The sequence below is a fragment of the Antribacter sp. NEAU-D49 genome (genome assembly GCF_057158775.1).
In genome coordinates this window covers 94932-117437 of the sequence record NZ_JBXTSN010000005.1, presented here as the reverse complement: position 1 = coordinate 117437, position 22506 = coordinate 94932, and the positions used below count along the sequence as shown (strand labels likewise).

Genomic DNA, 22506 nt, shown 5'->3' with positions numbered 1-22506 from the left:
CAACCAGAGAGAGAAGGCGTCCCGGACACATTTCTCGGGGGCCCGGGCGTTGCCGTCCGCGGCCGGTCGGGGCGCCCGGCGGCGAGAGCGTCGTCCAGGCCCTGTGACGCCCGCGATCAGCCTGTGGAGGAAGCTTGTGGAGAAGTGCCCACAGGTGCCGTAGGATCGCGAGTTTTCGGCGTTCAGAAGGTAGACTGACCAGGTCAACCGCGCCGGGTTTCCACCCGGGACGCTGAGCACCGACGAGCCGCCCTAGACCTGGGCCGCCGCCCGCTAAATTCACCCGGGCCCGGCACGGTCCACTGCTTCATGGGTTGTGCCCGCCGTGCGCCTGAAAGACAAGAGGAGCACTCCCGCCCGTGACAGAGCGAATCGACGGCGGCTACGACGCCGGGAACATCACAGTCCTGGAAGGTCTCGAGGCCGTTCGTAAGCGCCCGGGCATGTACATCGGTTCCACCGGTGAGCGCGGACTTCACCACCTCGTCTACGAAATTGTGGATAACTCTGTGGACGAGGCCCTCGCGGGTCACGCAGACACGATCGACGTGACCCTGCTGGCCGACGGTGGCGTACGGGTCCGCGACAACGGTCGTGGGATCCCGGTGGCCATGCACCCCACCGAGGGAAAGCCGACGCTCGAGGTCGTCATGACGATCCTCCACGCCGGCGGCAAGTTCGGCGGTGGTGGCTACGCGGTGTCGGGCGGTCTGCACGGCGTCGGCATGTCGGTCGTGAACGCGCTGAGCCACCGCTTCGTGTCCGAGGTGCGCCGCGACGGCTACAACTGGCGCCAGGAGTACCAGAACGGCGGTACGCCGGTCACCGGCGTCGAGCGCCTGGAGCCGCTGGGGTCGGACGAGGGCACCGGCACGACGCAGACGTTCTGGGCCGACGGCACCATCTTCGAGACCACCGAGTACGACTTCGAGACGCTGCGTTCGCGCTTCCAGCAGTACGCGTTCCTCAACAAGGGCCTGAAGATCACGCTCACCGACGAGCGTGCCGGGCACACCATCAACGCCGACGAGGTGACCGGCGGGCTCCCGGTCGTGGCCGGCGAGGTGCACGACGACGAGGTCCACGCGGCTCCCGCGGAAGGCGACACGAACGCCCAGGGCGAGGCCGCGACGTCGTCGGGCGCACGCACCGTGACGTACGTGTACGAGGGCGGCCTCGTCGACTACGTCAAGCACCTCAACTCGGCCAAGAAGGTCGACCTGATCCACGACGAGATCATCGACGTGGAGTCGGAGGACAAGGAGCGCAAGATCGCGGTCGAGATCGCGATGCAGTGGACGAGCGCGTACAGCGAGTCGGTCCACACGTACGCGAACACGATCTCCACCCCCGAGGGCGGCACACACGAGGAGGGCTTCCGCGCGGCGCTGACCACGCTGGTCAACAGCTACGCGCGCGAGAAGGGCATCCTCAAGGAGAAGGAGGAGAACCTCACGGGTGACGACATCCGCGAGGGCCTCACCGCCGTCATCAGCGTGAAGCTCGGTGAGCCGCAGTTCGAGGGCCAGACCAAGCAGAAGCTGGGCAACACCGAGGCCAAGACGTTCGTCCAGCGTGTGGTGCGCGAGCGGCTCACCGACTGGTTCGACGCGCACCCGGGCGAGGCCCGGGACATCATCCGCAAGGCGATCTCGGCGTCCCTCGCCCGCATCGCGGCGCGCAAGGCGCGCGAGGCCACCCGGCGCAAGGGCATCCTCAGCAGCGGCGGCATGCCGGGCAAGCTGCGCGACTGCCAGTCGAACCGGCCGGAGGAGTGCGAGGTCTACATCGTCGAGGGTGACTCCGCCGGCGGCTCGGCCGTCCGCGGACGCAACCCCCGCACGCAGGCGATCCTCCCGATCCGCGGCAAGATCCTGAACGTGGAGCGGGCGCGGCTGGACAAGGCGCTGTCGAACCAGGAGGTCCAGTCGATCATCACGGCCTTCGGCACGGGGATCGGCGAGGACTTCGACCTGGCGCGGCTCCGGTACCACAAGATCGTGCTGATGGCAGATGCCGACGTGGACGGTCAGCACATCGCGACCCTCCTGCTCACGCTCCTGTTCCGCTACATGCGGCCGCTCATCGAGCACGGCCACGTGTACCTGGCGCAGCCGCCGCTGTACCGCCTGAAGTGGTCGAACGCCCCCCACGACTACGTGTACTCGGACCGCGAACGGGACGCTTTCCTGGCCGCCGGCCAGGCGCAGGGCAAGCGGATCCCCAAGGAGAACGGCATCCAGCGCTACAAGGGCCTGGGTGAGATGGACTACTCCGAGCTGTGGGACACCACGATGGACCCGGAGAACCGGACGCTGCTGCAGGTCACGATGGACGACGCGGCGGCAGCGGACGAGATCTTCTCGGTCCTCATGGGCGAGGACGTGGAGTCCCGCCGCAGCTTCATCCAGCGCAACGCCAAGGACGTGCGCTTCCTCGATATCTGAGGAGTGAGCTTGCGAGCCTCGGATATCGACAGGGCCCTGGCCACCTAGCACGGTGCCCGACGACGCCCCGCCCGCCACGGGCGGCCGTCGTCGGGCTGCGTACGGTGACCAGGGAGACGAAAGGAAGAACAGACGGTGACGGACGAGACCCCCGGTGTGAACAACGGGCCGGACAGCACGGACGACGGACTGCCGGGCGTCGAGGCGCTCCTGGCGGTGCAGCACGGCCGTGTCGAGCAGGTGGACCTCCAGCTCGAGATGCAGCGGTCGTACCTCGACTACGCGATGAGCGTCATCGTGGGGCGCGCGCTCCCCGACGTGCGTGACGGCCTCAAGCCGGTGCACCGGCGTGTGCTGTACGCGATGTACGACGGCGGCTACCGGCCGGACCGGGCCTACTCGAAGTGCTCGCGCGTCGTCGGCGACGTCATGGGCAAGTTCCACCCGCACGGCGACACAGCGATCTATGACGCGCTGGTGCGTCTGGTGCAGGACTGGTCGCTGAGGTACCCGCTTGTGGCCGGCCAGGGCAACTTCGGTTCCCCCGGCAACGACCCTGCGGCAGCCCCCCGGTACACCGAGTGCCGCATGGCCCCCCTCGCCATGGAGATGGTCCGGGACATCGACAAGGACACGGTCGACTTCCAGGACAACTACGACGGTCGTACGCAAGAGCCGGCGATCCTGCCGTCCCGCTTCCCGAACCTGCTGGTCAACGGCTCGGCCGGGATCGCGGTCGGCATGGCGACCAACATCCCGTCGCACAACCTCCGCGAGGTGGCCGACGGCGTCCGGTGGCACCTCGACCACCCGGAGGCCACGCGGGAGGAGCTGCTCGAGGCGCTCATGCAGCGCATCAAGGGCCCGGACTTCCCCACCGGTGCTCAGATCCTGGGTCGCAAGGGCATCGAGGACGCGTACCGCACGGGCCGCGGCTCCATCACGATGCGCGCCGTCGTCACCGTCGAGGAGATCCAGAACCGGGTCTGCCTGGTCATCACGGAACTGCCCTACCAGGTCAACCCCGACAACCTGGCGTCGAAGATCGCGGACCTGGTCAACGAGGGACGCATCCAGGGCATCGCCGACATCCGCGACGAGACCTCGGGTCGTACCGGGCAGCGCCTGGTCATCGTGCTCAAGCGCGACGCGGTGGCGAAGGTGGTGCTCAACAACCTCTACAAGCACACGCAGCTGCAGGACAACTTCGGCGCGAACATGCTGGCGCTGGTGGACGGGGTCCCGCGGACCCTGAGCCTCGACGCGTTCATCCGGCACTGGACTGCCCACCAGATCGACGTGGTGCGTCGCCGTACGGCCTACCTCCTGCGCGAGGCCCAGGCGCAGATCCACATCTACGTGGGATACCTCAAGGCGCTCGACGCGCTGGACGAGGTCATCGCGCTGATCCGCCGCTCCCCCGACGTCGACGAGGCCCGCACCGGGCTGATCGACCTGCTCGAGATCGACGAGCAGCAGGCGAACTCCATCCTCGCCCTGCAGCTCCGTCGCCTCGCGGCCCTCGAGCGGCAGAAGATTCTCGAGGAGCACGCGAAGCTCGAGGCGGAGATCCTCGACTACGAGGACATCCTGGCCAAGCCCGACCGCCAGCGGAAGATCGTGGGTGACGACCTCGCGGACGTGGTGGAACGCTACGGCGACGAGCGCCGCACCTCGATCCTCCCCTACGACGGCGACATGTCGATGGAGGACCTCATCCCCGAGGAGGAGGTCGTCGTCACGATCACGCGCGGTGGCTACGCCAAGCGGACGCGGTCCGACAACTACCGGTCCCAGCGGCGTGGCGGTAAGGGCGTGCGCGGTACCCAGCTGCGCGAGGACGACATCGTCGACCACTTCTTCGTCACGACGACGCACCACTGGCTGCTGTTCTTCACGAACCTTGGCCGCGTCTACCGGGCCAAGGGGTACGAGCTGCCCGAGGGCAGCCGGGACGCCAAGGGCCAGCACGTGGCGAACCTGCTGGCCTTCCAGCCGGACGAGCGCATCACCCAGGTGCTCGACATCCGCGACTACGACACGGCCGACTACCTGGTCCTCGCGACCAAGCGCGGGGTCGTCAAGAAGACGCGCCTCTCGGAGTACAACTCGCCGCGGTCCGGCGGTCTCATCGCGATCAACCTGCGCGAGGACGAGGAGGGCCGGTCCGACGAGCTCGTCTCCGCCCGCCTCGTGAACGCCGACGACGACCTCATCCTGGTCTCGCGCAAGGGGCAGTCGATCCGGTTCAAGGCCGACGACGACGCGCTGCGACCCCTCGGTCGTGCCACGTCGGGCGTCACGGGCATGAAGTTCCGGGAGGACGACGAGCTGCTGTCCGCGGACGTCGTCAAGGACGGTACGGACCTGTTCGTCGTGACAGAGGGCGGCTTCGCCAAGCGAACCCGGATCTCGGAGTACCGGGTCCAGGGCCGTGGTGGCCTGGGCATCAAGGTGGCCAACCTGGTGGAGGCCCGCGGTGACCTTGTCGGCGCGCTGGTCACGGAGCCGGACGACGAGGTCCTGGTGATCATGGAGCGCGGCAAGATCGTTCGCTCCGCGGTCGCCGAAGTGAACCTCACGGGACGCAACACGCAGGGTGTCACCTTCGCAAAGCCGGACAAGGGGGACCGTATTATCGCGGTCGCCCGGAACGCCGAGCGTAACCTCGGTGACGAGGACGCTGAGGTCGCCGATGGCGAGCCGAGCGACAAGACTGACGAACAAGCCGCTGTCGACCGCGATACGGTGGATTCAGAGTCGGGTGCCGGCGAGACCCCGAGCACCCCTGAGCAGGACAGCCCCGGACGCGAGGACACCTGATGACGAGCGACAAGACCGGTCCCACGACGAGCACGACTGCGAAGCCGGAGCTCGACGAGGATCTGGACATCACACGGGTGCGGGTCGACACCCAGAGACCCGCTACCCCGGCGAAGGACACCTCGACCAGCGAGAAGACGCCGGCTACGGGTGAAGTTGACGGGAAGCCCACGGGTCAGGGCCCGACCAACGGTTCGTCCGCTGATCGTGCCCCTGCCGCGCCGGCGGCAAAGCCCGCTCCGGCAAAGCCCGCTCCGACCGCGCCCGAGCCGGCTCCGTCGGCCAGTGGGGACACCTCGAGCGCCGCGGACAGCATCCCGGTCCAGGGTGGCATCTGGCGGTCGGCGTACGAGGCCGGTGCCAGCGCGCCCAAGCCCAAGACGGGGTCCACCCCCGCTGCGGTCCCGGCGGCCTCCCGGCCGGTGCCCCCGCCGCCTCCGGCTGCTCCGTCGCCGAGTCAGGGATCGAGCGGCGCAGCCCTCGGCGCCGTACCCGCTCCGGGCGAGCCGTGGAACCGCCCGGCACAGCCCGAGCCCACCAACGGTGCGCCTGCCCGGGCTGACGACACCACGGCAGCTTCTCCTCTCGGGGATGCAGCGGCCAGCATGAAGGCAGGTGCTGTGAAGGCTGCGGCCGCTGCGTTGGCAGCGGCACGCTCGGCGGCGAAGAAGGTGTCGTCCGTGCTTCCTGAAGGACAGTCCGACGAGAGCAGCCGTTCCGCTCAGGAGAGCAAGCCGGCCACGTCCGGCCCGCGACCTGAGATGCACTACGCGGCGGCAGGCGTGCGGGGCACGGCGACGCAGGAGTCCTCGACGGCTCCCATCACGCCGGGTGTTCCGCCGGTGGCGCACGGCACGGGCGCGGCAACACCGCAGGCGCAGCCGGCGACGGGTGCTGCACCCCAGGTGGCAGCGGCCCCCGCCGGGCCGCGCCGTGTACGGCTGGCCGTCTCGCGCGTCGACCCGTGGTCGGTCATGAAGCTCGCGTTCCTGCTGTCGGTCGCCGTCGCCATCATGACGGTGGTGGCCACCGCGGTGTTCTGGTCGGTCCTGAACAGCCTCGAGGTGTTCGTGACGATCCAGGAGTTCGTGGGTGAGGTGGTCGGGACCCAGAGCAACGTCAACCTGACGCAGTTCGTCGAGTTCGACCGTGTGGTCTCGCTCGCGACGCTCATCGCGATCTGCAACATCGTGCTGATGACCGCGATCGCGACGATCATGGCCTTCCTCTACAACATTGTGGCGGCCCTCGTCGGCGGCGTGCACATGACCCTGACCGACGACTGACATATCCTCGACGTGCGCCCGGTCCGCCGGGCGCACGTCACACCGCTGCACGATCATTTCGGTTTGGGGGAGACCCCCGACCTGCGGTAAGGTCTCGTGCGGCGCAAGCACAACATGCTGGCGTGACGGGGCTATAGCTCAGACGGTTAGAGCGCTTCCCTGATAAGGAAGAGGTCGGAGGTTCAAGTCCTCCTAGCCCCACTCCCCGGACCCGATCGGGTACACCAGGAGGAACTCGTGAAGAAGCTGTTCATCTTGCTCCTGGCGGCTGGCGCCGGGTATGTCTTGTGGCGCAAGCTCAACGAGGACGCCCAAGGGCGGGACCTGTGGTCCGAGGTCACTGACACCCTGGACTGAACCTGAGACATCCCGCAGGGGGCCATGGCGCAATTGGTAGCGCACCTGCTTTGCAAGCAGGGGGTTAGGGGTTCGAGTCCCCTTGGCTCCACCACCTCCCACCAGGACCGATGCATTCGGCTCTCGGTGGGATTCGTCGTTCAGCGGGTCCCTGGCACCGCAGTCGCAGCGTGACACGAGAGCCCCCGGCCGGAAGGCCGGGGGCTCTCGTGGTCAGCGACCAGCTCCACAGGTTGTCAGGCCTTGTCCTTGGGCGCCGCGTCCTGGTCCTTCTCCGCGGCGCGGGCCGCGGCCTCCGCGATCTCGCGAGCCTTCGCGGCTGCGGAGTCGGGCGCCTTGGTTGCGGGTGCGGCTTCTGCCGCAGCCTTCCCCGACTCCTCGGGGGCAGGCGAGGTCGAGGCACTGGACGTGGTCGTGGCCGTCGTGGTGCCCGTCGACCCCGAGGTGGTGGTCCCCGCGGCCTGCGCGGTTGCGGGGATCGTCGGCGTGCCGACCTCGTCGGTGCTCTTGCGGGTTGTGGTCCGCGCCTTCGACGCCGCCTTGGTAGCGGCGGCCTTGGCGGCCTCCGACGCCTTGCCGGCCGCCTCGGTCGCGCGCGTCCGTGCCGCCTCGGCCGCCTGTGCCGCCTTGGCGCTCAGGTCCTCCGCGGCGTGCGCGGCCTTGTCTGCCGCCTCGCGGCCCCTCGCGACGGCGGTGCCTGCCGCCTCGCCGACGGTCTCGGCGGCCTGCGCCACCACGTGCTTGGCGTCGCGCGCCGCACCGGAGTAGTCCGGCTTGGTGGCCTGCTCCCACGGCTCCGCCCACGGGTCGTTCTGCGGCTGGGCCCGTCGCCAGAACACGTATCCCACGGCCGCCGCCCCCAGGCCGAGCAGCGCCCACAGCCAGCCGCGCTTCTTGCCTGAGGCGTTCTCGGCCGACGCTGCCACCTTGTCGGCGACGGACTTCGCGGAGACCGCGGCCGCCGTCGCACCTCCCGCTGCGCGGACCTGGGCAGACTCGGCCGCCTGGGCCGCCGCGGCGTTGAACGCCGCGACCATCTTGGGCAGGATCTCGTCGACGAGCTTGTCGTGGGCGGTGTCGATGACCGGAGCGGCCTTCTCGGCGACCTTCTCGACCCGCGGTGCCGCTGCCTGCACGCCGTCCTGCCAGGCCTTCTCGGCGCGCGGCGTGAGCCAGGCGACGAACTCGGACACCTTGGGCTCGGCCCAGCCCTTGGCCTGCGTGGCCCTCTCCTTGGCCTGGCCGGCGAGCACGCCGGCCTGCACTGCTGCGCGTGAACCTGCGTCAGCCAGGACCGCGGCTGCGGTTGCCGCGGACTCCTTGAGCTTCTCCGCATCGATCTGCTCGAACTTGCTGGTGTCGACGTGGTCGGTCAGCTTCTTGCGCGACATGGAAATACCTCCGGGACGCCGGTCCTGGGTCGGATGAACAGTACGTTTCCCTCGTGTCCCCACTCTGCCACCGGTGTGCGGACGAAGCGAGGGAAGTCCGTGCGGAGTCCTGCCCCGATCCCGGCGGACTGCCAGCGAACGGGTGCCTCGTCGTGGGAGGATTGAGCCATGTTCGCAACCCTGCACACCACCTCCGGTGACATCCGCATCGAGCTTCTGCCGAACCACGCGCCCAAGACCGTGGCGAACTTCGTCGGGCTCGCGACCGGCACCAAGGTCTGGACGGACCCGCGCACCGGTGAGGAGCGCAAGGACCCGTTCTACGACGGGCTGATCTTCCACCGCGTGATCCAGGACTTCATGATCCAGGGCGGCTGCCCGCTGGGCACGGGCACGGGCGGGCCCGGCTACACGTTCGAGGACGAGATCCACCCGGAGCTCTCCTTCGACCAGAAGTACCTCCTCGCCATGGCGAACGCGGGTAAGCGCCGCAACCCGGTCACCGGTGAGACCGAGGGCACCAACGGGTCCCAGTTCTTCATCACCACCACCCTGACGCCGTGGCTGAACGGCAAGCACACGATCTTCGGCCGGGTGGCCGACGACGAGTCGCGGGCCGTCGTCGACGCGATCGACCAGGCGCGCACCCGTCCTGGTGACCGCCCCGTCGAGGACATCGCCATCACGTCGGTCACCATCGAGGACTGACCATCAGCGCTGAGCACGGCGGCGGGCCGGCCGGCCCGGGCCCCGCCGACCCCGGCGCGGCCGGACCGCCGGTCTGTCCGCGGCACCCGGACCGCCTGTCGTACGTGCGGTGCCAGCGCTGCGGCCGTCCCACCTGTCCCGAGTGCCAGCGCCCCGCTGCGGTGGGTATCCAGTGCGTCGACTGTGTGCGAGACGCTGCCCGGGCCGCACCACGGGTCCGGACAGCGCTCGGTGGAGCGGTCACGACGGGCCGACCGGTGGTGACGATCTCGATCGTCGCGGTGTGCGTGGTGAGCTGGCTCCTACAGCTGGTGACCGGCGGACAATGGACGGACCTGTGGCAGTTCTGGCCGGGGGCCGGCGTCGACGGGGAGCCCTGGCGGTTCCTCACGGCGGCGTTCCTCCACGCGACGAGCCCGCTGCACATCCTGTTCAACATGTACGCGCTGTGGATCACGGGCTCGTTCCTCGAGCCGATCCTGGGCCGCGCGCGGTTCGTCGTGCTCTGCGTGCTCGCCGCTGTGGGCGGTTCGGTGGGGGTGCTCGTGCTCTCTCCCGGTCCGGTGCTCACGTCCGCGGGGTACCTGTGGGGTCCCGCGGTGGTGGGGGCCTCCGGCATGGTGTTCGGGCTCTTCGGCGCGATGCTGCCCGTGCTGAACCGGCTCGGCCGGAGCGGTGGGCAGGTGCTGGTGCTGCTCGCCGTGAACTTCGCGATCGGCTTCATGGTGCAGGGGATCGCCTGGCAGGCGCACCTCGGCGGACTCATCACCGGTGCCGCCGTCGCCGCCGCCTTCGCCTACGCGCCGCGCTCCGCGCGTACTGCCATGGCGTGGCTGGTGCCGGTGGTGGGCATGGTGGTGCTGATCGCGGCGTCGGCCTGGAAGTACACCTCGGTCGGGGTCCTGTAGGTGCCGGCTACGGCGCCGACCTCAGGACCCCGACCGGGCGAAGGTCTCTTTTCCCCAGCTTTACCCACAGCTGTGGGTATCTTCGACCTCCCGCACAGCGGCTGTGGAAAATCAGCGCCAGCGGGTCGTCAGGGCGAAGCCGGCCACGATCAGGCCGAAGCCGACAGCGAGGTTCCACCGGCCGATCTGCGGGATCGGGAGGCCGAGGCCGGAGCTCGTGAGGTAGAACGTCACGACCCAGGCCAGGCCCAGGATCATGAGACCCAGCATGACCGGAGCGAGCCAGCGAGGGCTCACCTGCGGCTGCGCTGCGGCCGCGGGCTTGTCCACGTCCGGCGCGGTCTTCTTCTTGCGGGACTTCGACTCGGGCACGAGGCGGGCTCCTGTCCTGGAGGTGACGGCCGGCCCCAGGTGGTCGGCCGACGACGGCTTTCGTGGACTAGCGTAGTGGTCACCATGACGCATGAGTGACACAGGACGTGTCGTGAGGCCCTCGGGTTTTGCCGGCAGGCGACCAGGGCAGCAGGAAACCACCCAGGATGCGTGACGAAGGGGGCCTGGTGATGGCCGGACCGAGCACGGGACCGCAGGGTCCCTCGCTGCGCGTGCAGCTGCGTTCGTCGATGACCGTGGGCGCGGTCCTCGCCGCGGCAGGCCTTCTCTTCGCCTCCAGCGCCCAGCTCGCCGACACGGCTGACGGCCGCCATGCTCAGGACCTCGCCACGCTGGCCGACGCCGAGGCCCGCCGGGTCTCGGAGCTGGCCTCGCGTGCTGACGCCCTCGACGCGGAGGTCCGCGCACTGGACCAGCAGGTGGCGGCCGACGTGCCCCGGACGGACCCGGCCCTTGCCGCACGTCAGGGCGTGGCGGCCGGGACGCTCCCCGTCACCGGGCCGGGGCTCACGGTGTCGCTCGACGACGCACCGCCGTCGTCGTGGTCCGTCTCGGGGGTCACGGCCGACGACCTCGTGGTCCACCAGCAGGACCTGCAGGACGTCATCAACGCGCTCTGGGCCGGTGGTGCGGAGGCGATGACCCTGCAGGGCGAGCGCGTCACTGCGACCTCCGCGTTCCGGTGCTCGGGTAACATCCTCCTGCTGCACGGCAAGGTGTTCTCGCCGCCGTACATCGTGACGGTGGTGGGTGACCCGGTCCAGCTCGAGGCGGCGCTCGACCGGTCGGAGGGCGTGCAGACCTACCTCGACTGGGTGAGCGCGGTGAACCTCGGCTGGGCGGTCCAGCGCCACGAGGCTGTCGAGCTCCCGGCCTACTCCGCAGGCAGCGGCCTGCGCCATGCCCAGGTTCCCGAAGGAACGGACGTCTTCTCGTGACCTACGCGCCGGACACGCGCCCGCGTGTCACCCGGTGGTGGGAGCCCTCCCCCGTGGCCAGGCACTACGCCCCCCCGCCTCAGGACCGACGTCGGTCGAGCGACGCGGGCGGCGTCGTCGCCTCTGCGGTCGGCGTGGTGGGCGAGCTCCTCGTCACAGCGGGCGTGATCCTCGGACTGTTCGTGGTGTGGCAGCTCTGGTGGACGGACGTCGAGGGCGACCGGGCGCAGGCGGAGATCATCGAGGGCCTCGACTGGACTCCCCCGCCGGCACAGGCTGCTGGTCCGGCCGTGGCCACGCAGCACCGGGCGCCGGAGACGCCGCCCGTGGCCACGCCGCCCGTGGCCGGCGAGGTCTTCGGGCAGCTGTACGTGCCGCGCTGGGGCGCCGACTACGTGAAGCCGATCGCCGAGGGGGTGGAGAAGGCGACAGTCCTCGACACGATCGGGATCGGCCACTACCCGGACACCGCCATGCCCGGCGACCTCGGCAACTTCTCCACCGCCGCGCACAGGACCACCTACGGCAAGCCCTTCCACCTGATCGCCGACCTGCAGGCCGGTGATCCCGTGGTGGTGCGCACGGAGGACACCTGGTACGTCTACCGGGTCACGGAGTCGAAGATCGTGACGCCCTGGCAGACGGAGGTGGTGGCACCCGTTCCCGGCCTCAAGGCGGGCGACCCGCTGCCCGAGCTGACCCAGCGGTTCATCACGCTGACGTCGTGCCACCCGATGTACTCCGCGAGGGAACGTTTCATCGTGCACGGCGAGCTGGACTACTGGGCACCGGTGAGCGAGGGCACACCGCAGGAGCTCCTCGACGCCGGGATCTCGTTCGATGCCGACGGAGGACTGTGATGTACGGCCTGATCTGGCGCCTGCTGCCGGGCCCCGTGTGGTTGCGGGTGATCCTGGCGCTGCTGCTCGCGGCACTGGTCGTGGCGGCGTGCTTCGAGTGGCTCTTCCCCTGGCTCGCGGAGTACATGCCGTTCAACGAGACGACCGTCGGCGCCTCCGGGCCCTGAGCAGGTTGCCTGCGTCGGCGGTGCACCGAGTATTCTCGGCGGGACACTGCTGACGGAAGGTGAGGACGATGACCCGCATCCTCGTCGTGGACAACTACGACTCGTTCGTCTACACGATCGTCGGCTACCTCGACCAGCTCGGCGCGAGCACCGTCGTGGTGCGCAACGACGCGGTCCCTGAGCCGGACGCCGAGGGACGGTTCCACGACACCGACGGAACGGTGTTCGACGGCGTCCTGGTCTCACCCGGTCCCGGCACGCCGCACGAGGCGGGGAGCAGCGAGGACGTGATCCGGTCGTGCGCCCGGTCGCGCACCCCGATGCTCGGCGTCTGCCTCGGGCACCAAGCCCTCGCGGAGGTGTACGGCGCGAAGGTGACGCATGCTCCTGAGCTGATGCACGGCAAGACGAGCCTCGTGGAGCACCACGGGACCGGGGTGCTGGCCGGGCTGGGCTCGCCGTTCACCGCCACGCGGTACCACTCGCTCGCCGCGACCCCGGACTCGATCCCGGACGACCTCACGGTCACCTGCACCACCGAGAGCGGCGTGGTCATGGGGCTGCAGCACCGTGAGCTGCCGCTGCACGGCGTCCAGTTCCACCCCGAGTCTGTGCTGACGGAGGGCGGGCACCGCCTCCTCGCGAACTGGCTCGAGATGTGCGGCCTCGCCGGGGCGGTCGAGCGGTCGGCAGGCATGGCTCCGCTCGTCCACACCGACTGAGGTTCCCGGCCCTGCCCGACCCCGAGAACGACGAAGCGGGCGTCCCCCCGAGGGGACGCCCGCTTCGTCGTCGTCAGGCCGGCTCTACGGCAGGATCCCGCCGCCGTTACCGCCTCCGTTGCCACTACCGGACGGCGTCGGGGAAGGCGAAGGCTCGTCGCCGTCCGGGCCGAGCGAGACGACCAGGTCGACCGTCGAGCCCTCGTCGACCTCAGTACCCGGCGCCGGGTTCTGGCGCAGGACCGTGTTGACCGGCTTGGTGCTCTCCTCGTAGGTGATCGCGCCCGGGTTCAGCGCGTTCTGGTTCAAGGTCTCCTGGGCCCTGTCCACCTTCATGTCGACCAGGTTGGGCACGCTGGTGGTCTCGACCTCGCGCTCCTTCGCCACGACGATCGTGACGGAGGACCGCTGAGCCACGTCACCGGACTCCGGCTCCTGCCGGATCACCGTGCCGGGCTCCTCGTCGCTCTCCTCGGTCTCGACGCGGAAGTTGAGGCCCAGGCCCGTGAGGGTCTGCTCCGCCTCCGCCTGTGACTTGCCGACCAGGTCGGGCAGGGTGACCCGGCCGGACGACACCACGAGCTGCACGGGCGTGTCCGTCGAGACCGTGGCCCCCTTCTCGGGGTCGGTCCGGACCACGAGGTCCTTGGCGATCGCCGCGTGGTTCTCGGCGGTGACGGTGGAGGCGACCGTGAACCCGAGCTCCTGCAGCGCGGCTCGCGCCTGCTCCTGGGTCTGGCCCTCGAGGTTCGGGATGGTCTGCTGACCGGCCTGGCCCACCGTGTAGACGGTGACGATGCTGCTGGGCAGGGCGGCGGTACCGGCGGGCGGATCGGTCTCGCCGGTCGTCTGACCCACCTCCCCGGTAGCCTCCGGATCGACCTCGGACGCGAACTCGAAGCCCGCATCCTCGACGATCTTCTGCGCCTCCTCGACGCTGAGCCCGGCGGCCACCGCGGGGACCTGCACCCTGTCGCCGCCGTCCCGGTTGAGCAGCCAGAAGATCAGGATCGCGACGAGCGCAGTAGCCGCCACCGCCACCAGCGTCCACAGGAGCGTCTTCTTGTTGTCGGTCTCCGGGCGCTGAGGCTCCCGGCGCCCCGGGCCGCCGGGGCCCGGGAAGCCGCTCCCAGGCGTCGTCGGACCGACCGGGGCTCCCCACGCCGCCGGGGCGGCGCCCTGCTGTCCCATGGGGGCCATGACCTGCGTGGCGGCCGCGCCGCCGTAAGGCGGGAACTGGCCCGCCGGGCCACCCATCATGACGGTGGTGGCCGCACCGGCGGCACCCGCTCCGAGCATCGGCGCGACGACGTGCCCACCACGCATCGCAGCCTCCAGGTCGCTGCGGAACTCCGCCGCGGAGGAGTAGCGGTGGTCGCGGTCCTTGGTGAGCGCCTGGAGCGTGATCCGGTCGAGCACGTCGGGGACGTCGGTAGCGATCTCCGACGGGCGCTGCGGCGCCTGGCCCACGTGCTGGTACGCCACCGCGACCGGCGAGTCGCCCTGGAAGGGCGGGCGGCCGGTGAGCAGCTCGAAGAGCAGGCAGCCGGTCGAGTACAGGTCGGAGCGGGCGTCGACCTGCTCCCCGCGGGCCTGCTCGGGCGACAGGTACTGCGCCGTCCCGATCACCGCGTGCGTCTGGGTCATGGTGGCCGCGGAGTCGGCGACGGCCCGGGCGATGCCGAAGTCCATCACCTTGACGGCGCCCGTGGGCGTGATCATCACGTTCGCAGGCTTGATGTCGCGGTGGACGATGCCGGCGTGGTGCGAGTACTCGAGGGCCGTGAGCACGCCCACGGTGATCTCGACCGCCTCCTCGATGGGCACGGCCGCGCCGTCATGGAGGATGTCGCGGACCGTGTGGCCCTCGACGTACTCCATGACGATGAACGGGACGTGGACCTCCCCGCCCTGCGAGTCCGTGTGGATGTCCTCGCCCGTGTCGTAGACCGCGACGATCGCCGGGTGGTTGAGCGAGGCGGCCGCCTGCGCCTCCCGCCGGAACCGCGCGAGGAAGGACGGATCGCGAGCGAGGTCCGATCGCAGGACCTTGATCGCGACCGTACGGCCGAGCCGTGTGTCATGGCCGATGTGTACCTCGGCCATTCCGCCACGACCGATGAGCTCGCCGACCTCGTATCGGCCGGCGAGTACCCGGGGCGTGTTGTCCACCACTCAGACGTCCTTCGGTGTCGTGGCCGCAAGATCGACGTCTCGCGGCTCGTTAGGGAGCATCATCCCAGAGACGGCGACGTCAGAGGCCGTTCTGGACGCCAGGAAATCAGCCGGTGTTCGAGAGTGAACCATGAGAGCACCCAGACCTCGGTCGTCCGACGTGTCGTCCCTGGTGCCGTTGGCCACCAGGGTCGCCACGAGGACCACCACGAGGAGTCCCACGAGGGCGACGAGCGGCCACGAGAGGCCGAGCGCGCCGAGCCGCCGGCCGATCTCGGACGAGGCCGGCCGCCGACCACCCGACGAGGAGCGGTTCCGGCTGCCGCCGCCGGCCCCGGCCGGCTCGACCCGCCGGATGTCGGACCGGGTCGTCGCGCGCACGTCGCGGCGCGAGGGGTAGGCCCGCGGCGGGCTGGTCGCCGCCAGGGCGCTCGGGACGTAGCCGGTGCCGGTGTCCGTGAGGTCGAAGTCGGCGGGCGGGGCCGCGGGGTGGGCTCCGCCGTCGTGCACCGGGGGCCGGCGTGGGGCGAAGGTGGGCGCGTGGTGACTGGCGCGGGACGCGTGGGCCGGTGCTGCGTGCGGCGGACGCTCCTGCGGGGCGCTGGCCGGGGGAGCCGTGGGCCCGGGAAGGGCCGGCTGCGGCGAGGCGACGGCGACCGGTGCCGCCTCGCGGCGAGCCCGCCGCGAGGTGAAGCGTGCGGTCCCGAACGGGTCGGCGGCGATCTCCGCGGCCAGCGCGTCCAGGATGCGCGCGAGCTCCTCGGCGGACGGGAAGCGGTGCGCGGGGTCCTTCTCCAGCATGCGGAGAATGAGCTCCGACAGGCCCGGGTGCACGGACGACGGGAGTGGCGGCACGGGGGAGTTCACGTGCGCGATCGCGATGTCGACCGGCGTGCGGCCGGTGAAGGGTCGCCGTCCGGCTGTCGCCTCGTAGGCGACCACGCCGAGGGCGTAGATGTCGGAGGCGCCGGTGGCCTGCTGGCCGACCGCCTGCTCGGGTGAGAGGTACTGGGCCGTGCCCATGACCATGCCCGTCGCGGTCATCGGCACCTGGTTCTTGGCCACGGAGACGCCGAAGTCGGTGATCTTCACGGTGCCGGAGTGCTCCAGCAGGATGTTGCCCGGCTTCACGTCCCGGTGCACCACCTGGGCCAGGTGCGCGGCGTGCAGCCCGCGGGCCGTCTGGGACAGGATCGGCAGCAGGCGGGCCGGGGCGAGGACGGGCTCGCGCTCGAGCAGGTCGGCCAGCGGCTCGCCCAGGACCAGCTCCATGACGAGGTAGCCGGCACCCCGCTCCTCGCCGTAGTCGTACATCTGGGCGATGTTGCGGTGCACGAGCGCGGAGCTGTTGCGGGCCTCGGTCCGGAGACGACGCAGGAAGTCCTCGTTGCCCGTGTACTCCTCGCGGAGAACCTTGACGGCGACCTCACGGCGGAGCGTGTCGTCGACCGCCACCCAGACCTCGCCCATGCCGCCGATGGCCAGTCGCCGCACGAGACGGTAGCGCTCGCCGAGCCGCAGACCCTCGACCGGCCTCATGGCGCGAGCACCGCCTCGATGACCTGCCGGGCGATCGGCGCGGCCATCTGGCCCCCGGTCGTCTCGTCGGTGGACTGGCCCTCGCTCTCGAGGACCACGGCCACGGCGACCTGCGGGGCCTCCGCAGGCGCAAAAGCGGTGAACCAGAGCGTGGGCTGGCGCGGGTAGTCCTCAGCGGTGCCGGTCTTGCCCGCGACCTGGACGCCCGAGATGCGGGCCGCCTTGCCGGAGCCGTCGTTGACGACCGCGAGCATCATGTCGGTCAGGGCCTGTGCCGTGCCGGGCGAGACCGACGTCTTGAGCCTCCGCGGCGTCGCCTCCTCGATGACGGCCGTGTCGCTGTCGCGCACCCGGTCGACCAGGTACGGCTCCATGAGCTCGCCCTTGTTCGCGATCGCGGCGGACACCATGGCGATCTGGAGCGGTGTGGCACGAACGCTCTGCTGGCCGATCGCTGACTTCGCCAGGTCGGCGTCGGAGAGGTCCTGCGGGAAGTCGCTCTCCGCGGTGGCCAGCGGCACCTCGAGGTCGGTGTTGAAGCCGAAGGCCTCCGCCTGCTCGCGGATGGCATCCTGCCCCAGTGCGACGCCCAGCTCGGCGAACGCGGTGTTGCAGCTGATCCGCATGGCGTCGAGGAGCGTCATCTCCTGGCTGCGCGAGCAGCTCGTGCCACCGAAGTTCTCCATGGTCGCTGTGCTGCCCGGGTAGGCGTAGGAGTCCTTGGCCGGGATCATCGTGCCGGCCTGGTAGCCGCCGTTCTCGATCGCGGCCGCGGCGGTGATGAGCTTGAACGTGGACCCGGGCGGGTAGACGGCCTCGGTGGCGCGGTTGGTCAGGACGCCGTACGCGCTGTTCCGCGCCTCGCCGTCGAGGGTGCCCACCGGGACCGGCTGGTTGAGGAGCGCGGTGTAGGCGGTGCTCACCTCGGCCGACGAGTGCACAGCCAGCGGGTTCGGGTCGAACGACGGCTTCGAGACCATCGCGAGGATCCGGCCGGTGGACGGTTCGATCGCCACGACAGCGCCACGCCGGTCGCCCAGAGCATCCCACGCGGCCTGCTGAGCGGCGCGGTTGATGGTCAGCTCGACCGTCGACCCCTGCACCTCGGTCCCGGTGATGAGGTTCTGCAGCCGGTCCAGCCAGAGCGAGTCCGCCTGGCCCGACAGGAACGAGTCCTCCGTGCGCTCCAGCCCGGCCATCTGACCGTTGATCGCGTAGAAGCCGGTCAGCGGCGCATACATCGCCGCGACGTTCGGGTCCCCGCCGGCGTAGACGCGCTGGTAGCCGCAGGCCGCGTCGACCGGGGACGACGCGACGACCGGCTCGCCCTCCACCACGATCGGGCCCCGTGCGTTGCAGTACTGGTCGTAGATCTTGCGGACGTTCCGGCCGTCGGTGTTGAGGTTCTCGGCCTGGACGAACTGGATCCACGTGGTGGACACCATCAGGGCGAGGAACATGGCCATGACCACTGTGGACATGCGGCGCAGCGTCGTGTTCACCGGGCACCTGCCTCTCGCGCCGGACCGTCGTTCGTGGGGGTCGCCCCGCTGTGGGCGCTGCCGGAGGCGCCGGGCGCCGGGATCACGGTCGTCACCTCGCTGGAGCCGACGGCGGGGGTCGGGTCGGACGACGGCCCCGGTACGGGCACGACGCCGCCGGAGACGGGCAGCGCGCTGGTCGTGGGGTTGGCTCCGGTCGCGGCCTCCTGGGGGCCGACGGTCACGGGCGCAGGTCCGGCGAGCTGGCCGCGCATCGGCAGGGCCGAGGGCCGCCGGGCGGCGTCGGACATCCGGAGCAGGAGCGCCACGACGATCCAGTTCGCGAGGAAGGACGAACCGCCCTGCGCCAGGAACGGCATGGTGAGACCGGTCAGCGGGATGATACGCGTGATACCGCCCACCACGACGAACAGCTGGAGCGCCATGACGAACGCGAGACCACCGGCCAGGAGCTTGCCGAAGCCGTCGCGGACGCCGAGCGCCGCGCGGAGGCCCCGCTCCACGATCAGCAGGTACACGAGCAGGATGCCGAGCAGGCCCGTGAGGCCGATCTGCTCGCCGAGCGACGCGTAGATGTAGTCGGAGAAGGCGTACGGGATGAGGCGCGGCATGCCCTCGCCCCAGCCCGCGCCGAAGAGCCCGCCGTTGGCCAGGCCGAAGAGGCCCTGGACCACCTGGAAGGAGCCGCCCGGGTCGCGGTCGTAGATCTCCTTCTCGAACGGCGTGAGCCAGATGTCCACGCGCGCCTGGACGTGGCCGAAGGTGGACCACGCCAGCACCGCCCCGGCGGCGAACATGCCCAGACCGAGGATCACCCACGCCCCGCGCTCGGTGGCGAGGTACAGCATGCCGACGAACAGGCCGAAGAACAGCAGCGAGGTACCGAGGTCGCGCTGGAAGACGAGCACGGCGAGCGACACGGCCCAGACGATGAGGATGGGCCCCAGGTCGCGGGCACGGGGCAGCTGGAGACCGAGCACCTTGCGGCCGGCGAGCGCGAGCGTGTCGCGGTTCGTCACCAGGTAGCCGGCGAAGAACACGGCGAACGCGATCTTGGCGAACTCGGCGGGCTGCAGCGAGAAGCCGAACAGGTTGATCCAGATGCGGGCGCCGTTGATCTCGATGCCGATGGGGTCGGGCATCAGCGGCAGGAGGACGAGCACGATGCCCACGATCATGGCCGTGTACGTGTACCGCCGCAGGTTCCGGTGGTCGTTGACGACCCACAGGACGGCGAGCGCGACGACCATGCTCAGGCACATCCACATGAAGTGGCGTCCCGGGTCGGCATCCCTCATGGCGCGGGAGCCGGTGAGGTTCAGGGACAGGATCGTCGCGAGGCCGATCCCGTTGAGCAGCACGACGGCGGGCAGGATCACCTGGTCCGCGTAGGGCGCACGGAACCGCAGCACGAGGTGCGCGCCGACCGACAGCCCGGCGAGGCCGAGGCTGTACCCCCAGAACCCGGGAGGCAGCTCGTCCACCATGGTGATCCCCACCATGGCCAGCGCTCCGGCCGACAGCGCGATCGCGACGACCAGCAGCATCGCCTCCGCGGCACGGCCGGGCCGGCGCTCGTCCGTCTGCAGCAGGCCCGGGGCGGTACCCATGGTCACGGCGCTCATCCGGTCGGCCCCGGAGCACTCGGGGAGACCTCGGGCGCGGGCGACGCGGCAGGGCTCGCGGCGTCGGACGGGGTCGGGCTGCTGGACGGTTCCGTCACCGGTTCCTCCTGGCTCGCGACGAGCTGCTCGACCCGGCTGCGTGCGTCCTCGTGGGACGACGCACGGATGGTGTTGTCGACGCTGTTGGCGATGAACGCGGGGAGGTCGGAGACCTGGGTGCCCGTCAGCTCGATCGGCGTGGAGAGCGAGACCGGTCCCACCGTTGCCGGGATGCCCCGGAAGATGGCGACCTGCCCGTCGTGCTCGCCGATGTAGTACTGGCCCTGCGTCCACCGGTAGCCCGCCCAGCCGGCCACGCCCAGGCCCCCGACCAGCAGGAGCACGCCGAGCACGGTCAGCCACGGGCGCTTCTTGGGTGCGGGCCGCGCGTCGTCGTCGTCCGCCTCCGGCTCGGCTGCGGACTCCCCCTCCACGTCGGCCTGGAGGTCGTTCGCGTCCTCGCGCTCGGCGACGGCGACGGCCACGCCGCCGCCCAGGGCTTCGGCCTCGGTGCCCTCCGCGGCAGCGGGGGCTCCCGCGGGGGTCACGCCGCCACCGTTGGGGTCGATGCTTGTGCCGTGTCCCACGCCGGCGAGAGCCGCGGAGCCCACCACGAGGGGCGTGCGGCCGGCCTCGGCGGCGACGGCTCCCTCGGGGTCGTCGACGACGTCGGCGACGACCACGGTGATGTTGTCGGTGCTGCCGGAGCGCATGGCGAGCGACACGAGCCGCTCCACGGCGTCGGACGGCTCGGGAGTGGTCGTGAGGATCTCGGTGATCTGCTCCAGCGGGACGAAGCCCGAGAGGCCGTCCGAGCAGAGCATCCACCGGTCGCCCGGGCGAGCCTCCCGGACGGACATGTCCGGCGTGAGATCCAGGTCGAAGTCGCCGAGGACCCGCATCACGACGTTGCGCTGGGGGTGGTGCTCGGCCTCGTCGGGTGAGATGCGCCCGGTGTCGACCAGGTGCTGCACGAACGTGTGGTCGACGGTGACCTGGGTCAGGAGGCCGTCGCGCATCAGGTACGCCCGGGAGTCACCCAGGTGGGCCATCGCGAGCGTGTTGCCGGTGCGGAGGAGGGCCGTGACCGTGGTGCCCATCCCGGCGAGGTCCGGGCTGGCCACGGTGGCGCGGACGAGGTCCTGCCGCGCCCGGTCGACCGTCTGTTCCAGGTCGGTCAGCGCCTGCTCGGGCCCGTGGTCGGGCCGGTCGAGCGGCGCGAGCGCGGCCACGGTCAGCGCGGAGGCGACGTCGCCTCCCGCGTGACCACCCATACCGTCCGCGACGACGAGGAGGTTGGGTCCGGCGTACGCCGAGTCCTGGTTGTTGGAGCGGACGAGTCCGACGTCGGAGCGCGCGGCGAAGCGCAGGGTCACGGTCACGAGATGGTCATCCCTGGAGCTCGACGACGGACTGGCCGATCTGCACGCCGACCCCAGGTGCGAGGGGAACGACACCGTGGATCGGCTGCTCTCCGATGAATGTCCCGTTCGTGGACCCGAGGTCCTCGACGTACCACTGGCCGCCCTGCGGGAAGATGCGGGCGTGGCGCGACGACGAGTAGTCGTCGTCGAGCACCAGCGTGCAGCTGGGAGCGCGACCGATGAGGATCGCCGACGAGGTCAGCGGGATCGTGGTGCCGGTCAGCGGGCCCGCGACCACGACGAGGCGGCTGGGGCCGCTGCGCTGTGCGGGACGCGCCGGCGCGGCGGCCGGGGCGGGCATGCCGACCGGCGCCGGACCCGGCACGTCGGCACGCTGCCGTCGGCGGGGGGTGGCCGGCGCCCGGGGACCGGAGAGGTCACGCCGGAGGACGGCCACCGCCGAGAGCACGAACACCCACAGCAGCACCAGGTAACCCAGCCGCAGCAGGGTGAGCGTGAGCTCGTTCATGGGGGTGGATCACCACTCCTCGTTCTCGGCGCCTGCCGACTGGCCAGTCCAGAACATGATCCTGGTGCGTCCGATGGTGAGCGTGTTGCCGTCGAGCAGCGTCGCGGCGGGGACCTGGTGCCCCTCCACGTACAAGCCGTTGGTGGAGCCGAGGTCCGTGGCGATCACGCCGTCCGGGGTGACCCGGATCTCGAGGTGACGACGGGAGACCCCCGGGTCGTCCACGACGATGTCGGCCTCCGCGTCCCGGCCGATCACCGTCACGGGACCCGTGAGGAGATAGCGCTGGCCGTCGATGTCGATCAGCGGGTGGCGGACGCTCGGACTCGCCGACGTGGCCGGCGCGACATTCCCTTGCACGCTGCGGGAGCGTACCTGGAATCGGCCGGGCACCAGCTCGTACTTCTCGTCGAACGTCACGCTCACGGGGCCCACGAAGGCGTAGTGCTGCGTGGCCGCGTACGCGGTGAGGTTCTGCGCGAGCTCGTCCGCCAGGGTCTGTGCACCCCAGGCCTCGATCTGCGCGAAGTCGTCCGGGGACAGCTCGATCGTGTACTCGTTGGGCGCGACCGTGCGGTCCCTCCCCACGACGGCGGCACGGTCGTCCAGCTCCTTGCGGAGCCGGCTCGCCAGCTCGACGGGCTTCACCTCGCCACGGCCTACCTTGGCGAACGCGTTGTTCATCATGCGCTCCACGCTCTTCTCGAAGCGATCCAGGGCGCCCATGCCACCT

19 protein-coding genes and 2 tRNA genes are annotated in these 22506 nt (G+C 70.5%); 12 read left to right on the top strand and 9 right to left on the bottom strand.

Annotated elements, in window-relative coordinates:
• Window positions 1-359 precede the first annotated feature (359 nt).
• The 6 genes from gyrB (at window position 360) to AC060K_RS06360 (ending at window position 7007) form a co-directional block, all read left to right on the top strand.
• Complete coding sequence (gene gyrB, locus AC060K_RS06385) at window positions 360-2447, top strand: DNA topoisomerase (ATP-hydrolyzing) subunit B (RefSeq protein WP_483764586.1); 2088 nt, start codon at window positions 360-362, stop codon at window positions 2445-2447.
• A 135-nt stretch (window positions 2448-2582) separates the two neighbouring features.
• Window positions 2583-5270, top strand: a complete 2688-nt coding sequence (gene gyrA / locus AC060K_RS06380; RefSeq protein ID WP_483764585.1) for a DNA gyrase subunit A — start codon at window positions 2583-2585, stop codon at window positions 5268-5270.
• Window positions 5271-5950: 680 nt separating this feature from the next.
• On the top strand, window positions 5951-6556 hold the full coding sequence (locus tag AC060K_RS06375; RefSeq protein ID WP_483764584.1) for a DUF3566 domain-containing protein: 606 nt from the start codon (window positions 5951-5953) through the stop codon (window positions 6554-6556).
• A gap of 127 nt (window positions 6557-6683) precedes the next feature.
• Window positions 6684-6757, top strand: a tRNA-Ile gene (locus AC060K_RS06370).
• A gap of 36 nt (window positions 6758-6793) precedes the next feature.
• Window positions 6794-6913 (top strand): DLW-39 family protein, encoded by a 120-nt coding sequence (locus AC060K_RS06365; protein WP_240643976.1) that lies wholly within the window; start codon window positions 6794-6796, stop codon window positions 6911-6913.
• An 18-nt stretch (window positions 6914-6931) separates the two neighbouring features.
• Window positions 6932-7007, top strand: a tRNA-Ala gene (locus AC060K_RS06360).
• A gap of 142 nt (window positions 7008-7149) precedes the next feature.
• On the opposite strand, the gene AC060K_RS06355 is transcribed toward AC060K_RS06360, so the two are convergent.
• A complete protein-coding gene (locus tag AC060K_RS06355) occupies window positions 7150-8304 on the bottom strand; it encodes a hypothetical protein (RefSeq protein WP_483764583.1) in 1155 nt (384 codons plus the stop codon).
• Between the two features lie 168 nt (window positions 8305-8472).
• Between AC060K_RS06355 and AC060K_RS06350 the strand changes: the two genes are divergently transcribed.
• Complete coding sequence (locus AC060K_RS06350; protein ID WP_483764582.1) at window positions 8473-9012, top strand: peptidylprolyl isomerase; 540 nt, start codon at window positions 8473-8475, stop codon at window positions 9010-9012.
• 257 nt (window positions 9013-9269) lie between these two features.
• Window positions 9270-9920, top strand: a complete 651-nt coding sequence (locus AC060K_RS06345) for a rhomboid family intramembrane serine protease (protein WP_483764581.1) — start codon at window positions 9270-9272, stop codon at window positions 9918-9920.
• Between the two features lie 111 nt (window positions 9921-10031).
• On the opposite strand, the gene AC060K_RS06340 is transcribed toward AC060K_RS06345, so the two are convergent.
• Window positions 10032-10292, bottom strand: coding sequence for a cell division protein CrgA (locus tag AC060K_RS06340; RefSeq protein WP_483764580.1), 261 nt, complete (start codon window positions 10290-10292; stop codon window positions 10032-10034).
• A 191-nt stretch (window positions 10293-10483) separates the two neighbouring features.
• On the opposite strand from AC060K_RS06340, the gene AC060K_RS06335 reads away from it, so the two are divergent.
• The 4 genes from AC060K_RS06335 to AC060K_RS06320 all read left to right on the top strand — a co-directional run bounded on the left by AC060K_RS06335 (window position 10484) and on the right by AC060K_RS06320 (window position 13000).
• On the top strand, window positions 10484-11251 hold the full coding sequence (locus tag AC060K_RS06335; protein WP_483764579.1) for a DUF881 domain-containing protein: 768 nt from the start codon (window positions 10484-10486) through the stop codon (window positions 11249-11251).
• Between the two features lie 53 nt (window positions 11252-11304).
• Complete coding sequence (locus AC060K_RS06330) at window positions 11305-12111, top strand: class E sortase (protein WP_483764578.1); 807 nt, start codon at window positions 11305-11307, stop codon at window positions 12109-12111.
• On the top strand, window positions 12111-12278 hold the full coding sequence (locus tag AC060K_RS06325) for a hypothetical protein (protein ID WP_483764577.1): 168 nt from the start codon (window positions 12111-12113) through the stop codon (window positions 12276-12278). The genes AC060K_RS06330 and AC060K_RS06325 overlap by 1 nt, the downstream gene beginning before the upstream one ends.
• Window positions 12279-12346: 68 nt before the next feature.
• Window positions 12347-13000, top strand: a complete 654-nt coding sequence (locus AC060K_RS06320) for an aminodeoxychorismate/anthranilate synthase component II (protein ID WP_483764576.1) — start codon at window positions 12347-12349, stop codon at window positions 12998-13000.
• An 84-nt stretch (window positions 13001-13084) separates the two neighbouring features.
• Here the strand turns inward: AC060K_RS06320 and pknB are convergent, their stop codons facing one another.
• The 7 genes from pknB to AC060K_RS06285 are packed head-to-tail and all read right to left on the bottom strand — an operon-like array spanning window position 13085 to window position 22499.
• Window positions 13085-15175: a Stk1 family PASTA domain-containing Ser/Thr kinase gene (gene pknB, locus AC060K_RS06315; protein WP_483764575.1), complete on the bottom strand. Its 2091-nt coding sequence runs from the start codon at window positions 15173-15175 to the stop codon at window positions 13085-13087.
• Complete coding sequence (locus tag AC060K_RS06310) at window positions 15176-16714, bottom strand: serine/threonine-protein kinase (protein WP_483764574.1); 1539 nt, start codon at window positions 16712-16714, stop codon at window positions 15176-15178.
• Window positions 16711-18195 (bottom strand): peptidoglycan D,D-transpeptidase FtsI family protein, encoded by a 1485-nt coding sequence (locus tag AC060K_RS06305; protein ID WP_483764573.1) that lies wholly within the window; start codon window positions 18193-18195, stop codon window positions 16711-16713. The genes AC060K_RS06310 and AC060K_RS06305 overlap by 4 nt, the downstream gene beginning before the upstream one ends.
• 17 nt (window positions 18196-18212) lie before the next feature.
• Window positions 18213-19841: an FtsW/RodA/SpoVE family cell cycle protein gene (locus AC060K_RS06300; protein ID WP_483764572.1), complete on the bottom strand. Its 1629-nt coding sequence runs from the start codon at window positions 19839-19841 to the stop codon at window positions 18213-18215.
• Window positions 19838-21262: a PP2C family protein-serine/threonine phosphatase gene (locus tag AC060K_RS06295; protein ID WP_483764571.1), complete on the bottom strand. Its 1425-nt coding sequence runs from the start codon at window positions 21260-21262 to the stop codon at window positions 19838-19840. Before AC060K_RS06295 ends, AC060K_RS06300 begins: the two co-directional genes overlap by 4 nt.
• Window positions 21263-21269: 7 nt before the next feature.
• A complete protein-coding gene (locus AC060K_RS06290) occupies window positions 21270-21773 on the bottom strand; it encodes an FHA domain-containing protein FhaB/FipA (protein WP_483764570.1) in 504 nt (167 codons plus the stop codon).
• A gap of 9 nt (window positions 21774-21782) precedes the next feature.
• Window positions 21783-22499, bottom strand: a complete 717-nt coding sequence (locus AC060K_RS06285; RefSeq protein ID WP_125775704.1) for an FHA domain-containing protein — start codon at window positions 22497-22499, stop codon at window positions 21783-21785.
• Between the last annotated feature and the right edge of the window lie 7 nt (window positions 22500-22506).

Bases quoted from the DNA above. Each gene is read 5' to 3' on its own strand.
- AC060K_RS06325 (WP_483764577.1), top strand. From the start codon at position 12,111: ATGTACGGCCTGATCTGGCGCCTGCTGCCGGGCCCCGTGTGGTTGCGG.
- AC060K_RS06300 (WP_483764572.1), bottom strand. From the start codon at position 19,841: ATGAGCGCCGTGACCATGGGTACCGCCCCGGGCCTGCTGCAGACGGAC.
- AC060K_RS06355 (WP_483764583.1), bottom strand. From the start codon at position 8,304: ATGTCGCGCAAGAAGCTGACCGACCACGTCGACACCAGCAAGTTCGAG.
- AC060K_RS06335 (WP_483764579.1), top strand. From the start codon at position 10,484: ATGGCCGGACCGAGCACGGGACCGCAGGGTCCCTCGCTGCGCGTGCAG.
- AC060K_RS06285 (WP_125775704.1), bottom strand. From the start codon at position 22,499: ATGGGCGCCCTGGATCGCTTCGAGAAGAGCGTGGAGCGCATGATGAAC.
- AC060K_RS06290 (WP_483764570.1), bottom strand. From the start codon at position 21,773: ATGAACGAGCTCACGCTCACCCTGCTGCGGCTGGGTTACCTGGTGCTG.
- AC060K_RS06310 (WP_483764574.1), bottom strand. From the start codon at position 16,714: ATGAGGCCGGTCGAGGGTCTGCGGCTCGGCGAGCGCTACCGTCTCGTG.
- AC060K_RS06320 (WP_483764576.1), top strand. From the start codon at position 12,347: ATGACCCGCATCCTCGTCGTGGACAACTACGACTCGTTCGTCTACACG.
- AC060K_RS06305 (WP_483764573.1), bottom strand. From the start codon at position 18,195: ATGTCCACAGTGGTCATGGCCATGTTCCTCGCCCTGATGGTGTCCACC.
- AC060K_RS06350 (WP_483764582.1), top strand. From the start codon at position 8,473: ATGTTCGCAACCCTGCACACCACCTCCGGTGACATCCGCATCGAGCTT.